The sequence below is a fragment of the Metabacillus sp. B2-18 genome (assembly GCF_021117275.1).
Classification (GTDB): Bacteria; Bacillota; Bacilli; order Bacillales; family Bacillaceae; genus Metabacillus.
The window spans coordinates 901,970-917,558 of record NZ_CP088245.1; the positions used below are offsets into that span (position 1 = coordinate 901,970).

Genomic DNA, 15,589 nt, shown 5'->3' on the forward strand with positions numbered 1-15,589 from the left:
GAAACAGGTAGGGAGCAGAGAAATAAGTCTCGATACTGCGAGAATCGGGACAGAAACAGGTAGGGGCAGAGGAATGAGTCTCAATACTGCGAGAATCGGGACAGAAACAGGTAGGGAGCAGAGAAATGAGTCTCGATACTGCGAGAATCGGGACAGAAAAAGGAAGAAAGCAGAGAAATGAGTCTCGATACTGCACAAAATCGGGCCTCACAAGCAAAGACTATCCCAACTCGCTTTAAATGCCGCCTTGTCCAGGTTCGGTACAACTATAATTACAACTCCTATAATGAAAACAAAAAAAGCGCAAGGTCGCCCTCCACGCTTTTAAATCTCTCTATGCAAACAATAAAACCGCAATCCCAACCACAAAACAATAAAAAGAAAAGTATTTTAAATTTCCTTTAGCCATAATATTCATAAACCATTTCAGTGAGAAATAAGAAGTAATAAGCGCTGCAATAAACGCAATAATATAAGGGATAAGTAAGGTGTCTAAATTTGGATCATCCATTAAATCCGTGATACTTAAAATCATTCCCCCGAAGCTAACTGGGATAAAAAGTAGGAAAGAAAACTTTAAAGCTGTTTCCTGCTTCATACCCAAAGCATCGCTGCAACAATTGTAGCACCTGATCGACTAATTCCAGGAATTAGCGCAATTGCTTGAGCAAATCCCACAATAAGAGCATCTTTAAAAGTAAGATCTCCATCATTTTTTCTCCCGCGTAGGTTACGAATTGTCCATAATGCAATTCCTGTGATAATCAGGGTAATGGCTGTTATTTGAATGTGTTTTAGGTGCTTTGAAATCACATCATCAAATAGGATACCAATGACTCCTGCTGGGATCGTTGCGATTATAAGATAAATGATAAATTGAAAGTCATTTTTGCTATGCTTGTCTTTTGTTGATATGTATTTTAACCCATTTACAGTTAATCTTACTAAATCTTCACGGTATATCATTAAAACAGCTATTAAAGAAGCTGCGTTAACTAACAATTCAAATGATAATCCTTCAATTTCAAGGCCAAGAAAATGCTGGGCAAAGACTAAATGTCCACTTGAAGAAATGGGGATTGGTTCCGTAAAACCTTGAAATACCCCTAATAAGAAGTATTTTATGATTAAAAATAGATCCAATTTAACATCCTCCGTTCATAAGATTTACAATCCTTTACCATTTAACTACAGGTTTGGAATCCTGTAAAGAACTTTTCTGAACTCATGAAATTTGGTCCTAGTGGAGATACTATGAGTAAGCAAGGGAGGAGGAGTTAAAATGGGCCAACAACATCGTTTTAGAGCTGGTCAAAAAGCACCTAACAATGGAATGTATGTAGAAATAGGTGAATCAGGGGACAACGTAAAAAACCCTGGTCAAATTAAATTAAAAGCGGGAGATCGTTTCCCAGAAACAGCCAACCATAATCGTCAATGGACATATAAAAGAAAGCCTTAAGGATTTAGCTTTCAATGAAACAAAAAACCCTACTTCTAAGTAGGGTTTTTTGTCTTTTAGTCGAATCATTTAATGATGGTCATGGTTTGGAACTGGCTCGCTAGGAATTAATTCCGCAATGACAAAGATGACAACGGTTGCAATCACAGCAAGTACCGTTGCAACCATAAAGTCATAATGACCACCTGTCATAGAGTTAACTACATATGACGCCATATGTATTAATAAAAAAGTCCAAAAAAATGTCCAAAAGAAACGCATATCGTTCACCTCTATTTCCAGACGAATTCTTACTATATATTATCACAATATCTTTCAATAATAAAAGAACCTTTTTTAATTGTTCATAAACTCTACAAATCCTGCATGAAATAATAAAACAAATTACTTATAAAAAGGTTGAAGAGGGTTGGAATCGTCTATATTTACACGAATAGTGATACAGTCCCATTCTTTTTGTATGTTAAGACATACATTATAAAGAATAGAAAAGTCACAAAAGAGAAAGGTGGTGGGCAAGTGATGAGTATATCGGAGCGTTTTTTTCAAATTGAAACGGAATGGAATGTAATCCATTTACCAACAAAGCCGAATGGGTTTGGAATATTTATCATCGGTGATCGATCAGATTTTGTTGATGGAACATCGAGTTTTTGGCATCAGCATTATGGACGTAATCAATTAATTTCCGAGTTGATGAACAAAGGATATACCCTTTTTCACTCTAATTTATTTGGAAACCATTGGGGAAGTCCTAGGTCAGTTACTATGGCAAAACAGCTTTATCATCTTGTAATGAAGAAAGAAATTTTAAATCAACGTATCCATCTGTTAGTCGACGGTATGGGTGGGTTAACTGGATTGCAATTAATGAATGAAATACCAGATAAGATTCGCTCTGTAGCCATGATGAATCCTTGCCTTGACCTCCAAGCCCATTTAGAAAATGAAAAAGAGCATAAGTTTTTTTATAAAAGATTAATAAAAGAAATTGCTGAAGCTTATGGGGCTGACCAGAAGAAGGTCCCTAGACTTGATTTACCAAATCTTACTACTATAAATTCACAAGTTCCAGTAAGAATTTGGCAAAGAATGAATAGCAGTACTTATGTTCATCATCATCATAGTAAACGGTTTGAAGAATTAAGGAAAGAGGCAGGTTCTCCAATTCAATTAATTTACCATTTAGGTGATAATCCTTATCGAACGAATCAATCGATCATTCGGTTTTACAAAGAAAATGAGAGGATCTTATGATGAAATATTTAAAGCGTCTTTAAGAGGCGCTTTTTTTTAGCAAGGCATCTTAAATTGATTTAAAGTACTAGTAACCGGTTCTCTCGCATATTTTGGTTATAACGCCTACTAAGGAGGTCATGTTATGGTTAATTCTGTTATGGTATTTGGAGCACATTCTTATATTGGTTTTTCACTGATTGAAAAGTTTCTTGAAGAAGGGGTAGAAGTAACAGGAATATTCACTGAACCAAGTAGAGATGATCAAAAAAACTTACTAAACGAACGACTTATGTTAATTGGAAGAAACGCTTATTTTCAAGCGAAGTTCTCTTCTCGTCATTTAACAGAAGAAAATCAAGCTGATGTTATAATGTTTTGCTTTGACATGGAAGAAAAGGATCTTAAAGAGGAAGAATTTAAAAAAGCCATACAATTAGCTAAGAAACATAAAACTCAATTTCTTCTTATAGGGTCAAATGTTATTCATCCTAATAAAGATAGAAACCCTTTCATTGAAACAGGGCTAAGCTACCTGTCTGAGCAGCTTGATCATTATTCTGTTTTGTTTTTTCCAAGTCTTTATGGTCCCTTTCAGCCTCCGGAAGAAAAAATTCATCAGCACTTGTTAGCTTATATAGACAATAAACAAACGTCCTTAAATATTGAGGAGCCCATTATGTATATAGAAGATGCAACAAATGCAGTTTGGGCCTATATGGATGAACTTGAATTGGGAAAGATGTATTCCTTTCTAAGTGAACTGAATGATGAAACTAACTCCTTTTCAGTTGAGTTAAAAATGAATGCAACCTTTTCAGAGGTGGATGAAGTATTTGAGAAACAAGTTTTACATTCTTCTACGTCAATTGAAAAAGGTCTAGAGAAACAGCTTGATACTATTATAAGATTTCAAGATATTTATAAACTGAAATAGAATGTTATTGTACAATTAAATATGGAAGATATAAAATAAAGGCAGTAAACTAGAAATAAGGGAGGGGTTGCCATGTACATAAAGTTTGGTTTAGTCCTTATCCTTCTTTTTTCGCTTTTTGGTTGTGGACAACCCGTAGCTTCAGGAAAACTGGAGAAAGTAGGTTTACTTGTACCCGATACAATAGATGATAAAGTATGGGGAACAAAAGGGTACAAGGGGCTGCTGAAGATTCAGTCTGAACTAGGCGTGGATGTTTTTTATAAAGAAGGAATGAATGATGAATTTAGTATTCGTTCTGCTATTGACGAATTTCAAGAAAAGGATGTTAATCTGATTTTTGGTCATGGTAGTGAATATGCGGCTTTTTTCAATACGATTTGTAAAGATTATCCTGATATTCATTTCGTTTTATTCAATGGGGAAGCTTCTGGAGAAAATGTCACAAGCTTAAACTTTGAATCACATGCAATGGGCTTTTTTGGTGGAATGGTTGCTGGTGAAATGACGAATAATGATAAGGTTGGTGTATTAGCCGCATTTGAATGGCAGCCTGAAATTGATGGTTTTTTTGAAGGGGCATATTTCCAAAATGAAAATGTAAATGTTGATATTCAATATGTACAAGATTGGAATGATGTCACGACAGCTATGACCCTGTTGGATGCAATGATTGCTGAAGGAGTAGACATTGTTTATGTTGCAGGAGATGGTTATAATATTTCCGTCATTGAGCGTCTAAAGGAAGAGGGCTTGTATGCAATTGGATTTGTATCCGATCAATCTGATTTAGGGAAAGGAACAGTTCTCACAAGTACAGTTCAACATGTGGATGTTTTATATGAGCTTGTTGCAAAAAGTTTTGATAGCGGAGAACTAGAAAGTGGAGAATTATTTTATGATTTCCAAGATGGTGTTATTTCACTGGGGAAATTTAGCCCCTTAGTGGAAAAAAACTTTCAAACAGATCTTCAAGAATCCATTGAGGAATATAAGGAAAGTGGGCTTTTACCTAATCAATTGTAAGCATGTTTCTATACATACAAGATCATGCATTATATGATAATACCAGAGAATATGAAGGAGTGATGATGAATGGAACAACATCCAAAAACGATGGAATTTATGCAGATTGCAATGAAATATTTACCTGAAGCTAAGCAAAAATTGGAAGGTTCAGGGATTGACTTATCTATGGAAACAATTCAACCTATGCTTGAGTTATTTACAAAGGTTATGGGAGAAGCGTACGAATTAGGAAAAAAGGATGCACAATAAAAGCTGCCATTGGCAGCTTTTTCTTGTTTGGGGAAATCATTTCTTCTTTTTTAAAAAATCCATAATAGGGGATAATTCCTTTAAAACTGGTTTAAGGTTTTCGAGAGAAACCATAATATCATCGATTTGCCCCATTAAAGTAAAATAGTTTACATCTTCTTTTTTGTTTTCTTGCTCTTCTTCTTGGTGCGAGGAATGTTGAAGTCTTTTTGGAACTCTATTTCCGAACATGAGTTGAGTGAATTTATCTGTTGAAACGGTGGTCTTCTCTTTATTTTCATCGTTTTTGGTTATTGGATCATTTAAATTATGAGAGTTTTCTTCAGAAATTGTTTCGTTATATTCCATCTTAACACCTCCTTAAAGAGATTAGTGTCAGGGTCCAGGTAATAATATTTTATGAATGTGATCAAGACGGGTTCTAGACTCGTGAACCAAAACATTCATATTGAAAAAAATTTTTGAATAAGATAAAATTAGTACCAAGTCATAACATTTGATATAAATTTAGATAAAATAAATTCACTTGTTTACTATTTATTAAAAAGATAAAGGGGCTGCACAAATGAACGCAGGGATCATTGGTATCGGACGATACACACCTGAAAAAGTTGTTACAAATGCTGATTTAGAGAAAATCATGGATACATCAGATGAATGGATTAGATCGAGAACGGGAATTGAGGAACGTCGCATTGCTGATGATTCAGTTGATACTTCTCATATGGCTAAGTTTGCTGCAGAGAAAGCACTAAAGGATGCTGGAATTGCAGCTGAAGATTTAGATTTAATTTTGGTTGCGACAGTAACACCAGATCAACCATTTCCATCTGTTGCATGTATGCTACAGGAATCATTAGGTGCAACTAAAGCTGCGGCAATGGATATTAGTGCAGCTTGTGCTGGTTTCATGTATGGAATGGTTACAGCTAAACAGTTTATTGAATCCGGAGCTTATAAGCATGTATTAGTTGTAGGTGTTGAGAAGCTTTCGAAAATTACAGATTGGGATGATCGTAATACAGCGGTACTTTTCGGGGATGGAGCTGGAGCGGCTGTTATTGGACCTGTTAGTGAAGGAAAAGGAATATTATCCTTTGAGCTTGGGGCTGACGGAACAGGTGGAAAGCACTTATATCAAGATGAATATATCATCATGAATGGCCGTGAAGTGTTTAAGTTTGCTGTAAGGCAAATGGGCGAGTCAAGTGTTAACGTTTTGGAAAAAGCAGGATTAACAAAAGAAGATGTTGATTTCTTAATCCCGCACCAAGCAAATATCCGTATCATGGAAGCTGCTCGTGAACGACTTGAGTTACCTGTAGAAAAAATGTCTAAAACAGTTAACAAATATGGCAACACTTCTGCTGCATCTATCCCTATTTCTCTAGTAGAAGAACTAGAAGCAGGAAAGATTAAAGACGGAGACCTAATTGTCATGGTAGGCTTCGGCGGTGGACTAACATGGGGAGCAATTGCTCTTCGTTGGGGTAAGTAGGTGCTAAGGTGGGGGATGGCGTGCCTGTCACTCCCCGAAATATGTCGAACAACAATATAAACTACTAAATAAAATAAATTCTCTCAAAGGTGAGGTGTCATCATTATGGAAAAAAAGCGAGTGGTGGTAACTGGGTTAGGAGCTTTAACTCCAATTGGGAATGATGTGCAAACGTCGTGGCAAAATGCGATCAATGGAGTATCAGGAGTTAGTCCGATAACAAGAATTGATTCTGAACCATATTCGGCTAAAGTTGCTGCAGAATTGAAGGATTTTGATGTTGAGCAATTTATGGATAAAAAAGAAGCTCGTAAAATGGATCGTTTCACACAATATGCTGTTGCAGCATCATTTATGGCTGTAAAGGATGCCAATTTAGAAATAACAGACGAAATCGCTCCACGTGTTGGAGTTTGGATTGGTTCTGGTATTGGCGGAATGGAAACATTTGAACAGCAATATAGAACGTTATTAGAAAAGGGACCAAGACGTGTTAGTCCATTTTTCGTACCAATGCTAATACCTGATATGGCTACAGGTCAGGTTTCAATTGCATTAGGTGCAAAAGGATTTAACTCTTGTACAGTTACAGCTTGTGCAACCGGAACAAATTCTATTGGAGATGCTTACCGAGTTATCGAGCGTGGAGAAGCAGATGTGATGATTACTGGTGGGGCAGAGGCTCCGTTAACTGAAATGTCATTTGCAGGTTTTACTGCAAACAAGGCATTATCAACAAATCCAGACCCTAAAACAGCTAGTCGTCCATTTGATAAAGATCGAGATGGCTTTGTTATGGGTGAAGGAGCTGGAATTATTGTTCTTGAAGAATTAGAGCATGCGCTAGCACGTGGTGCAACTATTTATGCTGAAATAGTTGGGTATGGCGCAACAGGTGATGCTTATCATATCACAGCACCTGCTCCAAACGGTGAAGGTGGTTCAAGAGCAATGAAAATGGCAATTGAACGCAGTGGTCTTAACGCTAATGAAATTGATTATATTAATGCACATGGTACAAGTACTCCCTATAATGATAAGTTTGAAACATTAGCGATTAAAGAAGTATTCGGTGAGCACGCTAATAAGCTTGCAATTAGTTCAACTAAGTCAATGACAGGACATCTTTTAGGTGCTGCTGGTGGTGTAGAAGCTATTTTTAGTATTCTAGCTATTAAAGAAGGAATTCTTCCACCAACAATCAATTTGCAAACTCCAGATCCTGATTGTGACCTGGACTATGTTCCAAATGAAGCACGTAAACAAGAAATTAATACAGCATTGAGCAACTCACTAGGTTTCGGTGGTCACAATGCTACGATCATCTTTAAAAAATATCATGCATAACACAAAAAAGCCAAATCAAAATTGATTTGGCTTTTTGCTTTTATTAATTTCCCACGTAATCTCCAAAAGTAAGAACAGTCCTTCCTTCGATTCATAAACTAAAGAGGGAAGGAGTGATTAAACAAAATGAGTGTGATAAACACAACAGAGTGGCTAGAAACATCCCCAGACCAATATGAAATTTGTGAGAAACTAACACCTTACTTCTCTAAAATGAATGCACGTGACATTTCAAACTATCTCCATTCTTTTGGTATGTATAAACGATCTCCAGCTAGCCAGGATTGGATTGATGTTATAAAGGATAAACGACTATTGCATTTCATCAATGATGAAAAAAAGAAGTTAAAAAGTGAATGGAACGGACCAAGTGTCCCTATTTTTGTGTTTCCAGTAGATGTTTATAACAGGAAAATAGAGATGGAGTATAGAGGCCGATCTGGATTAGCATTTCATGATAAGTTATTTTTATTTTTATCACAAGATGTGAAAAAAGAAGATATAAAGTCCTTGCTAACTCATGAATATCATCATGTGTGTCGTTTGGCATCTATCACAAAACCAGAAAAGGATTTTACTATTATAGATACAATGGTAATGGAAGGATTGGCGGAAAATGCCGTTCGTGAAAAACTCGGAGAAGAGGCCGTAGCAGAATGGACGAAGCTTTATCATCCTCATCAATGCGATCGTTTCTTAGAAAGAATAATTTTGCCCCAGAAAAAAACGACTAGGCAAGATCCAAAGTTTACCCAGCTTATGTTTGGTACAGGTTTTTATCCCAAAATGCTTGGTTATTCAGTAGGTTATCATCTTGTGAAGAATTATATGGAGAAAACGAACAAGGGGACAAAAGCACTTTTAGGAATGGAAGCAGAGGATTTTATTCAATAATTAAACCCTTTAATGTTGTGAAAAGTAACATTCTCTTACAATTCACAACATATATTTTAAGTAGGACAACCTTGCATAATAAAATCAAGCATATTCTTCATTGATTGGAATAATTTATCTAAAATTTGCCTATACTGTTTGACAAATGGTACTGAAGTGAGGGGTCAAATAATGTTATTTCTTCATGATGTTTGGGTAAATTGGTTTGAAGGTGAAGAGAACGGGTACAACGTCTGTCATTTTCATGAATGGAGAAAGGATGACAGTGTTGAACTTCTTGATCAGGTTCCCCTATTAAAGGTTAATTCCTTACTTTTTGACTACATAGAAAACAACTTAGCGGAGTTACCACCTGGTCTACTAAAAGATATTTTCCAAAAGGCTTATATTCGTAAAAATCATGAAAGAATACAGTTGGATTATTGTTTTGTTGTTACAGATGGAATTGGTATTCTCGCAGTTGACACAATTGGTTATACAATTCCTATTCGCAAAAGCCGAATCATTCCAAGACAGGAGCAACTAGTATTCGAAATGGTAAAGGATATTGAGCCTGAAGAGTATTCAATTGAATTGTTAAGTGAAGAAGAAAAAGAATATCATATTTTATCGTTAGCACCTCAACATATGAGAGGGTTAACAAGAAAAGAGCGCCAATTAAAGCAATTATTATTTATGGCACTTGATCAGTTACAAGCAACTAAAAATGCCGCAGAGGTAAAGTATTGGTATACTGAATGGAATCCAACGAAATATGAGGATATCCAGCAACGAGAGTTTGATGAAGTATGGAGACAATTATATGAAGAAACTATACATGGATGGTCTCCAAAGCATATCCAGTTATGTGAGCGATTAATTAAGGGACAACCTTTCTTTGAGAAGCTTTGGGATATGGAGCATGAATCAAAAGTTAATTAAAGTGGACGAGCTACATATAAAAAAAACGATGTGAGAATGTAACGAAAACATTTACACATCGTTTTTTCATTTATCCTTTATTTTCGCTTACGACCAAGTCCCATTGCATTCTCCATCTTCTTAATCATTTTGCTTGCAACAGCATTTGCCTTTTCTGCACCTCTGTCTAAAATTTCATCTAATTCTTCTGACTCCATTAATTGATGATATTTTTCTTGAATTGGTGTAAGTGTATTAATTACTACGTTTGCAACATCCGCTTTAAAATCTCCATATCCTTTTCCTTCGTAACGAGCTTCAATTTCTTCAATTGATTCATTAGTAAAGATGGAATAAATCGAAAGTAAGTTAGAAATACCTGGTTTATTTTCTTTATCATATTTAACTATACCTTCTGAATCAGTTACTGCACTTTTAATTTTTTTCTCAATTTGTTTTGGGTCGTCTAATAATGTGATAAAAGCTTTTTGATTTGGATCTGATTTACTCATTTTCTTTGTAGGATCTGCAAGTGACATAACACGCGCACCTACTTTTGGAATACGAACTTCAGGTATAGTGAAAATATCGTTATATTTCTTATTAAAGCGCTCTGCTATATCTCTCGTTAATTCAAGATGCTGCTTTTGATCTTCTCCAACTGGTACAAGATCTGTATTATATAAAAGAATATCTCCTGCCATTAATGGTGGATATGTGAGCAATCCTGCAACAACTGCTTCTTTCCCGTGAGATTTGTCCTTGAATTGAGTCATTCTTTCAAGCTCGCCAATATAGGCAACACATTGTAACATCCACCCGGCTTGTGCATGTGCTGGAACCTCAGATTGAATAAATAATGTTACTTTTTCTGGATCGATCCCAACAGCAAGGTAAAGTGCTGCGAGACTTCGAATGTTTTTACGAAGAGCTAATCGATCCTGGGGAACAGTGATTGCATGTTGATCAACTATACAAAAATAACAATTGTATTCATCCTGTAAATCAACAAATTGTCGTAATGCCCCAATGTAATTTCCTAACGTTACTGAGCCGCTAGGTTGAATTCCTGAAAAAATTGTTTTCATTTGTTTTCCTCCTAAATGGTGAAACTTGTATTTGATAAGCTGGTCACACTTCTTTTGAAACATACAAAAAGGCCCACTCGTCCCATTGATAGGGACGATGGACCGCGGTGCCACCCTACTTATTTCTATAGTAGAAATCACTTAATCTTTAACGCAGAAAACGTCTGTACGTACTAACTTTCTGTACAGAAGCTCAAAAGTCCATTCCATATCGGTCATTACCTGTTTCCACCAGCCACAGGCTCTCTTTAAATGCTCCTAATATGTACTACTCTTTTTCATAGCCGATTATTTTTTTTCTAATTATAAGGAAAGATTTTCTTCTTTGCAAATGGTTTCTATAAATAATAAAGGATTGTTGCAAGGGTCATAATTACAGTTACTATAATCCCACTGATTAAAAACGGGGAGTGGTTAAATGTGAGTAGCTCTGAAACTGGAGTCATTTCTTCTACCTCTTGCTTTGATAATTCTTTTCCTTTTGATACAAACATTCTTCTAAATCCATATGTTATCCCATCAAAGAATCCCCCTTTAACAGTGAGTGTTAAGAATGCAATGAAAAGCAAGCCAGCTCCAAAGAAGAAAGAAATATTAATAAATGAAAGCAGCGTTAATTTTTGGTAAATAAAAAACGATAGTAAGATTGACAAAATTAATGACACAATAACAAGCGTAAACGATTTTTTATCGGGCATGTTCTTCACTCTTTTCTACAATTTCATAACGATTATTATAACAGAAGAAAGGGGGAAGGGAAAAAGTCGAGAAATTATTATAGTAGACAAAGTATTAGTAGAAATTTTTATAAAAAATGAAATAGTTGAGTTGAAAAATTTACATATTCTCCAAGAAAAGTTTGTGAGATTATATAACCCTTTACAAGTCAACGCGTTAAAGTGTTGTTACAAAAAGTGTTAAAAAGATTAAGAAAATTCTTATGAAATACATAGGTATATATACCTATTTTTTATTCAATTTTCTTTACTATTATTGCATTTCTGTAAACTTTATTAAAAAAGTAAATGCACAATTGTTTGAATACTTGTATAATAATCTCTGTAAAGCAAACTTGTATTAAAAAAAGGGAGGTCAAATTTGTGAAAAAGTCGAAATTATTTCTACTTTTAGCATTATCGCTAGTACTTAGCATGTTCTTAGCAGCATGTAACGGCGGTGGTGACACAGCTACTGAGACTGAAGGCGATAAAGAAAACGCTGCAGAATCAGTTCCGCAAGAATTAAAGGTTTTAGAAATATCTGAAATTCCTTCTATGGATAGTGTAATGGCAAAAGATGCTGCGAGTTTTACAGCATTAGCTAATACTATGGAAGGTTTATATCGTTTAGACCAAGAACAAAATGCTGTTCCTGGTATGGCTGATGGTGAGCCGGAAGTTAGTGAAGATGGTCTTGTTTACACAGTAAAATTAAAAGAAGCTAAATGGTCAAACGGAGATCCTGTAACTGCAGATGACTTCGTATTTGCATGGCAACGTGCGATTGACCCAGCAACTGCTTCTCCTTATGGTCCTTACATGATGGAAGGGAAAATCAAAGGAGCAAAAGAAATCACTGCTGCGGCAGCTGAGAAAAAAGAATATGATCTTAACACTTTAGGTATTAAAGCAATTGACGAAAAAACTCTTGAAATCACTTTAGAAAAACCAGTTCCATATTTTGAATCTTTAATGGCGTTTGGTTCTTTCTATCCACAAAACAGAAAGTTTGTTGAGGAGCAAGGCGATAAATATGCAACTTCTCATGATACTTTACTTTATAATGGTCCATTTGTTATGACGAACTGGGGCGGTACAACTGCTACTGATTGGACAATGGGCAAAAATGCTGAGTATTGGGACGCTGAAACAGTTTCTTTAGAAACAATCCAATACAACGTGTTAAAAGATCCACAAGCTGCTGCTAACGCTTACGAAACTGGTGAAGCTGATATCACTGGTAAATTAGCATCAGATATCGTACCACAATACGAAGGTGACCCTAACCTTGTTAAATGGTTAGAGCCAACAATCTTCTGGATCAAAATGAACCAACAAAACGAAGCATTAGCAAACGAAAACATTCGTCGTGCGATTGCAACTGCATTTAACAAAGAAGATTTAACAACAAGCATTTTAAATAACGGTTCTGTACCTGCAAACTATGCAGTTCCAGCTGGTTTCGTTAATCACCCTGACACTGGTGAAGATTTCCGTGAAGCAAATGGCGATCTTTTAACTTACAATGTTGAAGAAGCTAAAAAGCTTTGGGAGCAAGGTTTAAAAGAACTTGGTACTGACTCTGTTGAATTAGTATACCTTGGTGGAGACACTGAAACTTCTAAGAAAACAGATGCTTACATTAAAGATCAATTAGAGAAAAACCTTCCAGGTTTAACTATTGATGTTCAATCTGTTCCATTCAGCGTACGTTTAGACCGTGACGTGAAAATGGATTATGATTTACAATTTGCTGGATGGGGTCCAGACTATCAAGATGCGATTTCTTTCTCTGATTTATGGATCACTGATGGTGGAAACAACAAAATGGCATATTCTAACGAGCAATACGACAAATTGTTAGAAGATGCACAATACACTTATGCTACTGAGCCAGCTAAGCGCTTTGAAGCACTTCAACAAGCAGAGAAAGTTGTACTTGAAGAAGATGCAGCACTTGCACCGGTTTACCAACGTTCATCTAACGTTCTTGTAGCAGATAAAGTAGAAGGCTTCACATATCACTTTATTGGTCCTGAGTACAGCTATAAGTGGGTTAAAATTAAATAATTTTATCCAGTAATACTATACTTCTTTCTTAATGGGTGAAAATACCACTGGGAAGTCGGTGTCTTATAGTTTACGAAAAGACCTAAAGTCGGTATAATTTAACGGGTTGAAGAGAGTATAGGTGATATACTCTCTTTTTCCCTGTATAAGAATTGTCGAAAAATGTTGAAAATTAAGTTTTCTTAGGAGGTGCTTATTGATGGTTAAGTATATTTCCCAGCGTGTATTTTATATGCTCGTTACCCTGATTTTAATTGCCACATTTACTTTTTTCCTCATGAAATTAATCCCTGGTACTCCCTTTACTAATGCAGGTAAGTTATCAGAAGCACAGTTAACAATCATGAAAGACAAGTATGGATTGGATGAGCCTGTGCCGGTACAGTACTTAACGTATATGGCAAATTTAGCAAAAGGTGATTTGGGTGTTTCTTTCCAATTCAATAATGCCAATGTTACTGATATTTTAATGGATCGTATTGGACCTTCTGCTTTACTAGGTTTCCAGGCAATGGTATTTGGAACGATTATTGGTATTATTCTTGGAGTAATTGGGGCACTCCGCCAAAATACATGGGTTGATTATAGCGCTACATTTATAGCCGTTATAGGTAAGTCAATTCCTTCATTTGTATTTGCCGGTTTACTTCAATATTATATTGGAGTTCAATTAGGATGGTTTCCTGTAGCTTTCTGGCGAGGACCAGAATATACAGTTCTACCTACAATTGCTTTATCCATGTTCCCGATTTCAATTGCTGCTCGTTTCATGAGAACAGAAATGATTGAGGTTTTAGGTTCTGATTATATTACGCTTGCTAAAGCAAAAGGAGCTTCCGCTTTCGAAGTTGCCTTTAAACATGGATTACGTAATGCGTTAATTCCTGTTATTACAGTATTAGGGCCACTAACAGTAAGTTTAATGACAGGATCATTAGTAATTGAACAGATCTTTGGTATTCCTGGATTAGGTGAACAATTTGTTAAATCAGTTAACGTTAATGACTACCCAGTTATTATGGGAACAACCATTTTATTTGCTGCATTGTTTATTGTCGTTATCTTAGTTGTTGACTTATTGTACGGTCTAATTGATCCACGAATTCGTTTAGCGGGAGGTAAGAAGTAATGTCACAGCATGAAAAAGAAATTTCAAAAGAATTGTTTCAACCCGCTAATATTGATGCTTCAGCTAGTGAAGAAATTTCAAAGCCCAGTCTAACTTATTGGCAGGATGCATGGTTACGTGTTAGAAAAAATACTGCCGCTATTATAAGCTTGGTTGTACTTATCTTGTTAACCATTCTTTCTTTAGTTGGACCTTTCTTAAATGATTATGACTACAGTACTCAAACTGCAACACATGCAAACTTACCACCAAGAGTACAAGGCCTAGAAGATATTAGCTGGCTTCCTTTTGATGGTACACTTACAAAAAAGAATGGCGAAGAATACAACGCATATGAATTGAAAAATGCAACAGAAGAATATTATTGGTTTGGTACAGATAGCCTTGGGCGTGATATTTTCACACGTGTTTGGAAGGGTACCCAAGTATCATTATATATAGCTATATTAGCTGCAGTGATTGATATGATTATCGGTGTTGCTTATGGTGCCATTTCGGGTTACTTTGGCGGCAAAGTTGATACTGTTATGCAACGTATAATTGAGATCTTAGTAGGTATTCCGAACCTTGTTGTTGTTATATTGATGATCATAGTGCTCGAACCCGGTATAGTATCGATTACAATTGCCTTGACCATTACAGGTTGGGTAGGTATGGCAAGGGTTGTCCGTGGTCAAGTTCTTAAGTTTAAAAATCAAGAGTTCGTTCTAGCATCACGTACATTAGGTGCCGGTCATTCAAAAATTATTTTAAAACATTTACTTCCTAACTTAGTGGGAGTCATTATTATCAATACAATGTTTACGATTCCAAGTGCAATCTTTTTTGAAGCATTCTTAAGCTTTATTGGATTAGGATTACAAGATCCTTTAGCATCTTTAGGGACATTAATTGATTCTGGTTTTAGAACACTACGTTTATATCCTTATCAAATGTTGTTCCCAGCGATTGTAATCAGTTTAATTATGGTATGTTTCAACATGATTGCTGATGGACTACGTGATGCATTAGATCCAAAAATGCGCGACTAA

16 protein-coding genes, 1 pseudogene and 1 other annotated feature are annotated in these 15,589 nt (G+C 35.8%); of the genes and pseudogenes, 12 read left to right on the forward strand and 5 right to left on the reverse strand.

All coding sequences use genetic code 11. From position 1 onward, the window contains the following. Positions 1–334: 334 nt before the first annotated feature. Positions 335–1,143, reverse strand: a pseudogene (locus LPC09_RS04720) (undecaprenyl-diphosphate phosphatase). A 139-nt stretch (positions 1,144–1,282) separates the two neighbouring features. On the opposite strand from LPC09_RS04720, the gene LPC09_RS04725 reads away from it, so the two are divergent. After that, positions 1,283–1,462: a YjzC family protein gene (locus LPC09_RS04725; protein WP_098798716.1), complete on the forward strand. Its 180-nt coding sequence runs from the start codon at positions 1,283–1,285 to the stop codon at positions 1,460–1,462. 69 nt (positions 1,463–1,531) lie between these two features. On the opposite strand, the gene LPC09_RS04730 is transcribed toward LPC09_RS04725, so the two are convergent. Beyond that, positions 1,532–1,723, reverse strand: coding sequence for a DUF2929 family protein (locus tag LPC09_RS04730; protein WP_098798715.1), 192 nt, complete (start codon positions 1,721–1,723; stop codon positions 1,532–1,534). Between the two features lie 261 nt (positions 1,724–1,984). Here LPC09_RS04730 and LPC09_RS04735 point away from each other — a divergent pair, with 261 nt between their 5' ends. The 4 genes from LPC09_RS04735 (at position 1,985) to LPC09_RS04750 (ending at position 4,913) form a co-directional block, all read left to right on the forward strand. After that, positions 1,985–2,719: a hypothetical protein gene (locus LPC09_RS04735; RefSeq protein WP_231309125.1), complete on the forward strand. Its 735-nt coding sequence runs from the start codon at positions 1,985–1,987 to the stop codon at positions 2,717–2,719. Between the two features lie 124 nt (positions 2,720–2,843). Further along, entirely contained in the window at positions 2,844–3,635 is a 792-nt protein-coding gene (locus LPC09_RS04740) for a hypothetical protein (protein WP_231309126.1), read from the forward strand. A 72-nt stretch (positions 3,636–3,707) separates the two neighbouring features. Further along, the gene (locus LPC09_RS04745; protein WP_121664720.1) at positions 3,708–4,661 is read left to right on the forward strand and encodes a BMP family ABC transporter substrate-binding protein; all 954 of its coding nucleotides are present in this window, start codon (positions 3,708–3,710) and stop codon (positions 4,659–4,661) included. 69 nt (positions 4,662–4,730) lie between these two features. Continuing rightward, entirely contained in the window at positions 4,731–4,913 is a 183-nt protein-coding gene (locus LPC09_RS04750) for a ComZ family protein (protein ID WP_098798711.1), read from the forward strand. 36 nt (positions 4,914–4,949) lie between these two features. Here the strand turns inward: LPC09_RS04750 and LPC09_RS04755 are convergent, their stop codons facing one another. After that, positions 4,950–5,261 carry a hypothetical protein gene (locus LPC09_RS04755; protein WP_231309128.1) on the reverse strand — a complete coding sequence of 104 codons (312 nt, stop codon included), beginning with the start codon at positions 5,259–5,261 and terminating at the stop codon, positions 4,950–4,952. A 217-nt stretch (positions 5,262–5,478) separates the two neighbouring features. Between LPC09_RS04755 and LPC09_RS04760 the strand changes: the two genes are divergently transcribed. The 4 genes from LPC09_RS04760 to LPC09_RS04775 all read left to right on the forward strand — a co-directional run bounded on the left by LPC09_RS04760 (position 5,479) and on the right by LPC09_RS04775 (position 9,573). Beyond that, complete coding sequence (locus tag LPC09_RS04760) at positions 5,479–6,411, forward strand: beta-ketoacyl-ACP synthase III (RefSeq protein ID WP_231309129.1); 933 nt, start codon at positions 5,479–5,481, stop codon at positions 6,409–6,411. 105 nt (positions 6,412–6,516) lie between these two features. Next, positions 6,517–7,758 carry a beta-ketoacyl-ACP synthase II gene (gene fabF, locus LPC09_RS04765; RefSeq protein WP_231309130.1) on the forward strand — a complete coding sequence of 414 codons (1,242 nt, stop codon included), beginning with the start codon at positions 6,517–6,519 and terminating at the stop codon, positions 7,756–7,758. A 126-nt stretch (positions 7,759–7,884) separates the two neighbouring features. Then, positions 7,885–8,652, forward strand: a complete 768-nt coding sequence (locus LPC09_RS04770; RefSeq protein WP_231309131.1) for a DUF2268 domain-containing putative Zn-dependent protease — start codon at positions 7,885–7,887, stop codon at positions 8,650–8,652. A 171-nt stretch (positions 8,653–8,823) separates the two neighbouring features. After that, complete coding sequence (locus LPC09_RS04775) at positions 8,824–9,573, forward strand: YjbA family protein (RefSeq protein ID WP_231309132.1); 750 nt, start codon at positions 8,824–8,826, stop codon at positions 9,571–9,573. Between the two features lie 77 nt (positions 9,574–9,650). Here LPC09_RS04775 and trpS read toward each other — a convergent pair whose 3' ends face one another. Further along, positions 9,651–10,640 (reverse strand): tryptophan--tRNA ligase, encoded by a 990-nt coding sequence (gene trpS / locus LPC09_RS04780; protein ID WP_231309133.1) that lies wholly within the window; start codon positions 10,638–10,640, stop codon positions 9,651–9,653. An 87-nt stretch (positions 10,641–10,727) separates the two neighbouring features. After that, positions 10,728–10,931 (reverse strand) — a binding site (T-box leader). A 47-nt stretch (positions 10,932–10,978) separates the two neighbouring features. After that, a complete protein-coding gene (locus LPC09_RS04785; protein ID WP_231309135.1) occupies positions 10,979–11,338 on the reverse strand; it encodes a DUF3899 domain-containing protein in 360 nt (119 codons plus the stop codon). A 402-nt stretch (positions 11,339–11,740) separates the two neighbouring features. Between LPC09_RS04785 and LPC09_RS04790 the strand changes: the two genes are divergently transcribed. From LPC09_RS04790 to opp3C, 3 genes are all read left to right on the forward strand, one after another. Then, positions 11,741–13,429 carry a peptide ABC transporter substrate-binding protein gene (locus tag LPC09_RS04790; RefSeq protein WP_231309136.1) on the forward strand — a complete coding sequence of 563 codons (1,689 nt, stop codon included), beginning with the start codon at positions 11,741–11,743 and terminating at the stop codon, positions 13,427–13,429. 199 nt (positions 13,430–13,628) lie between these two features. Further along, the gene (gene opp3b, locus LPC09_RS04795; RefSeq protein WP_231309137.1) at positions 13,629–14,558 is read left to right on the forward strand and encodes an oligopeptide ABC transporter permease; all 930 of its coding nucleotides are present in this window, start codon (positions 13,629–13,631) and stop codon (positions 14,556–14,558) included. Beyond that, entirely contained in the window at positions 14,558–15,589 is a 1,032-nt protein-coding gene (opp3C, locus tag LPC09_RS04800) for an oligopeptide ABC transporter permease (protein ID WP_231309138.1), read from the forward strand. The genes opp3b and opp3C overlap by 1 nt, the downstream gene beginning before the upstream one ends.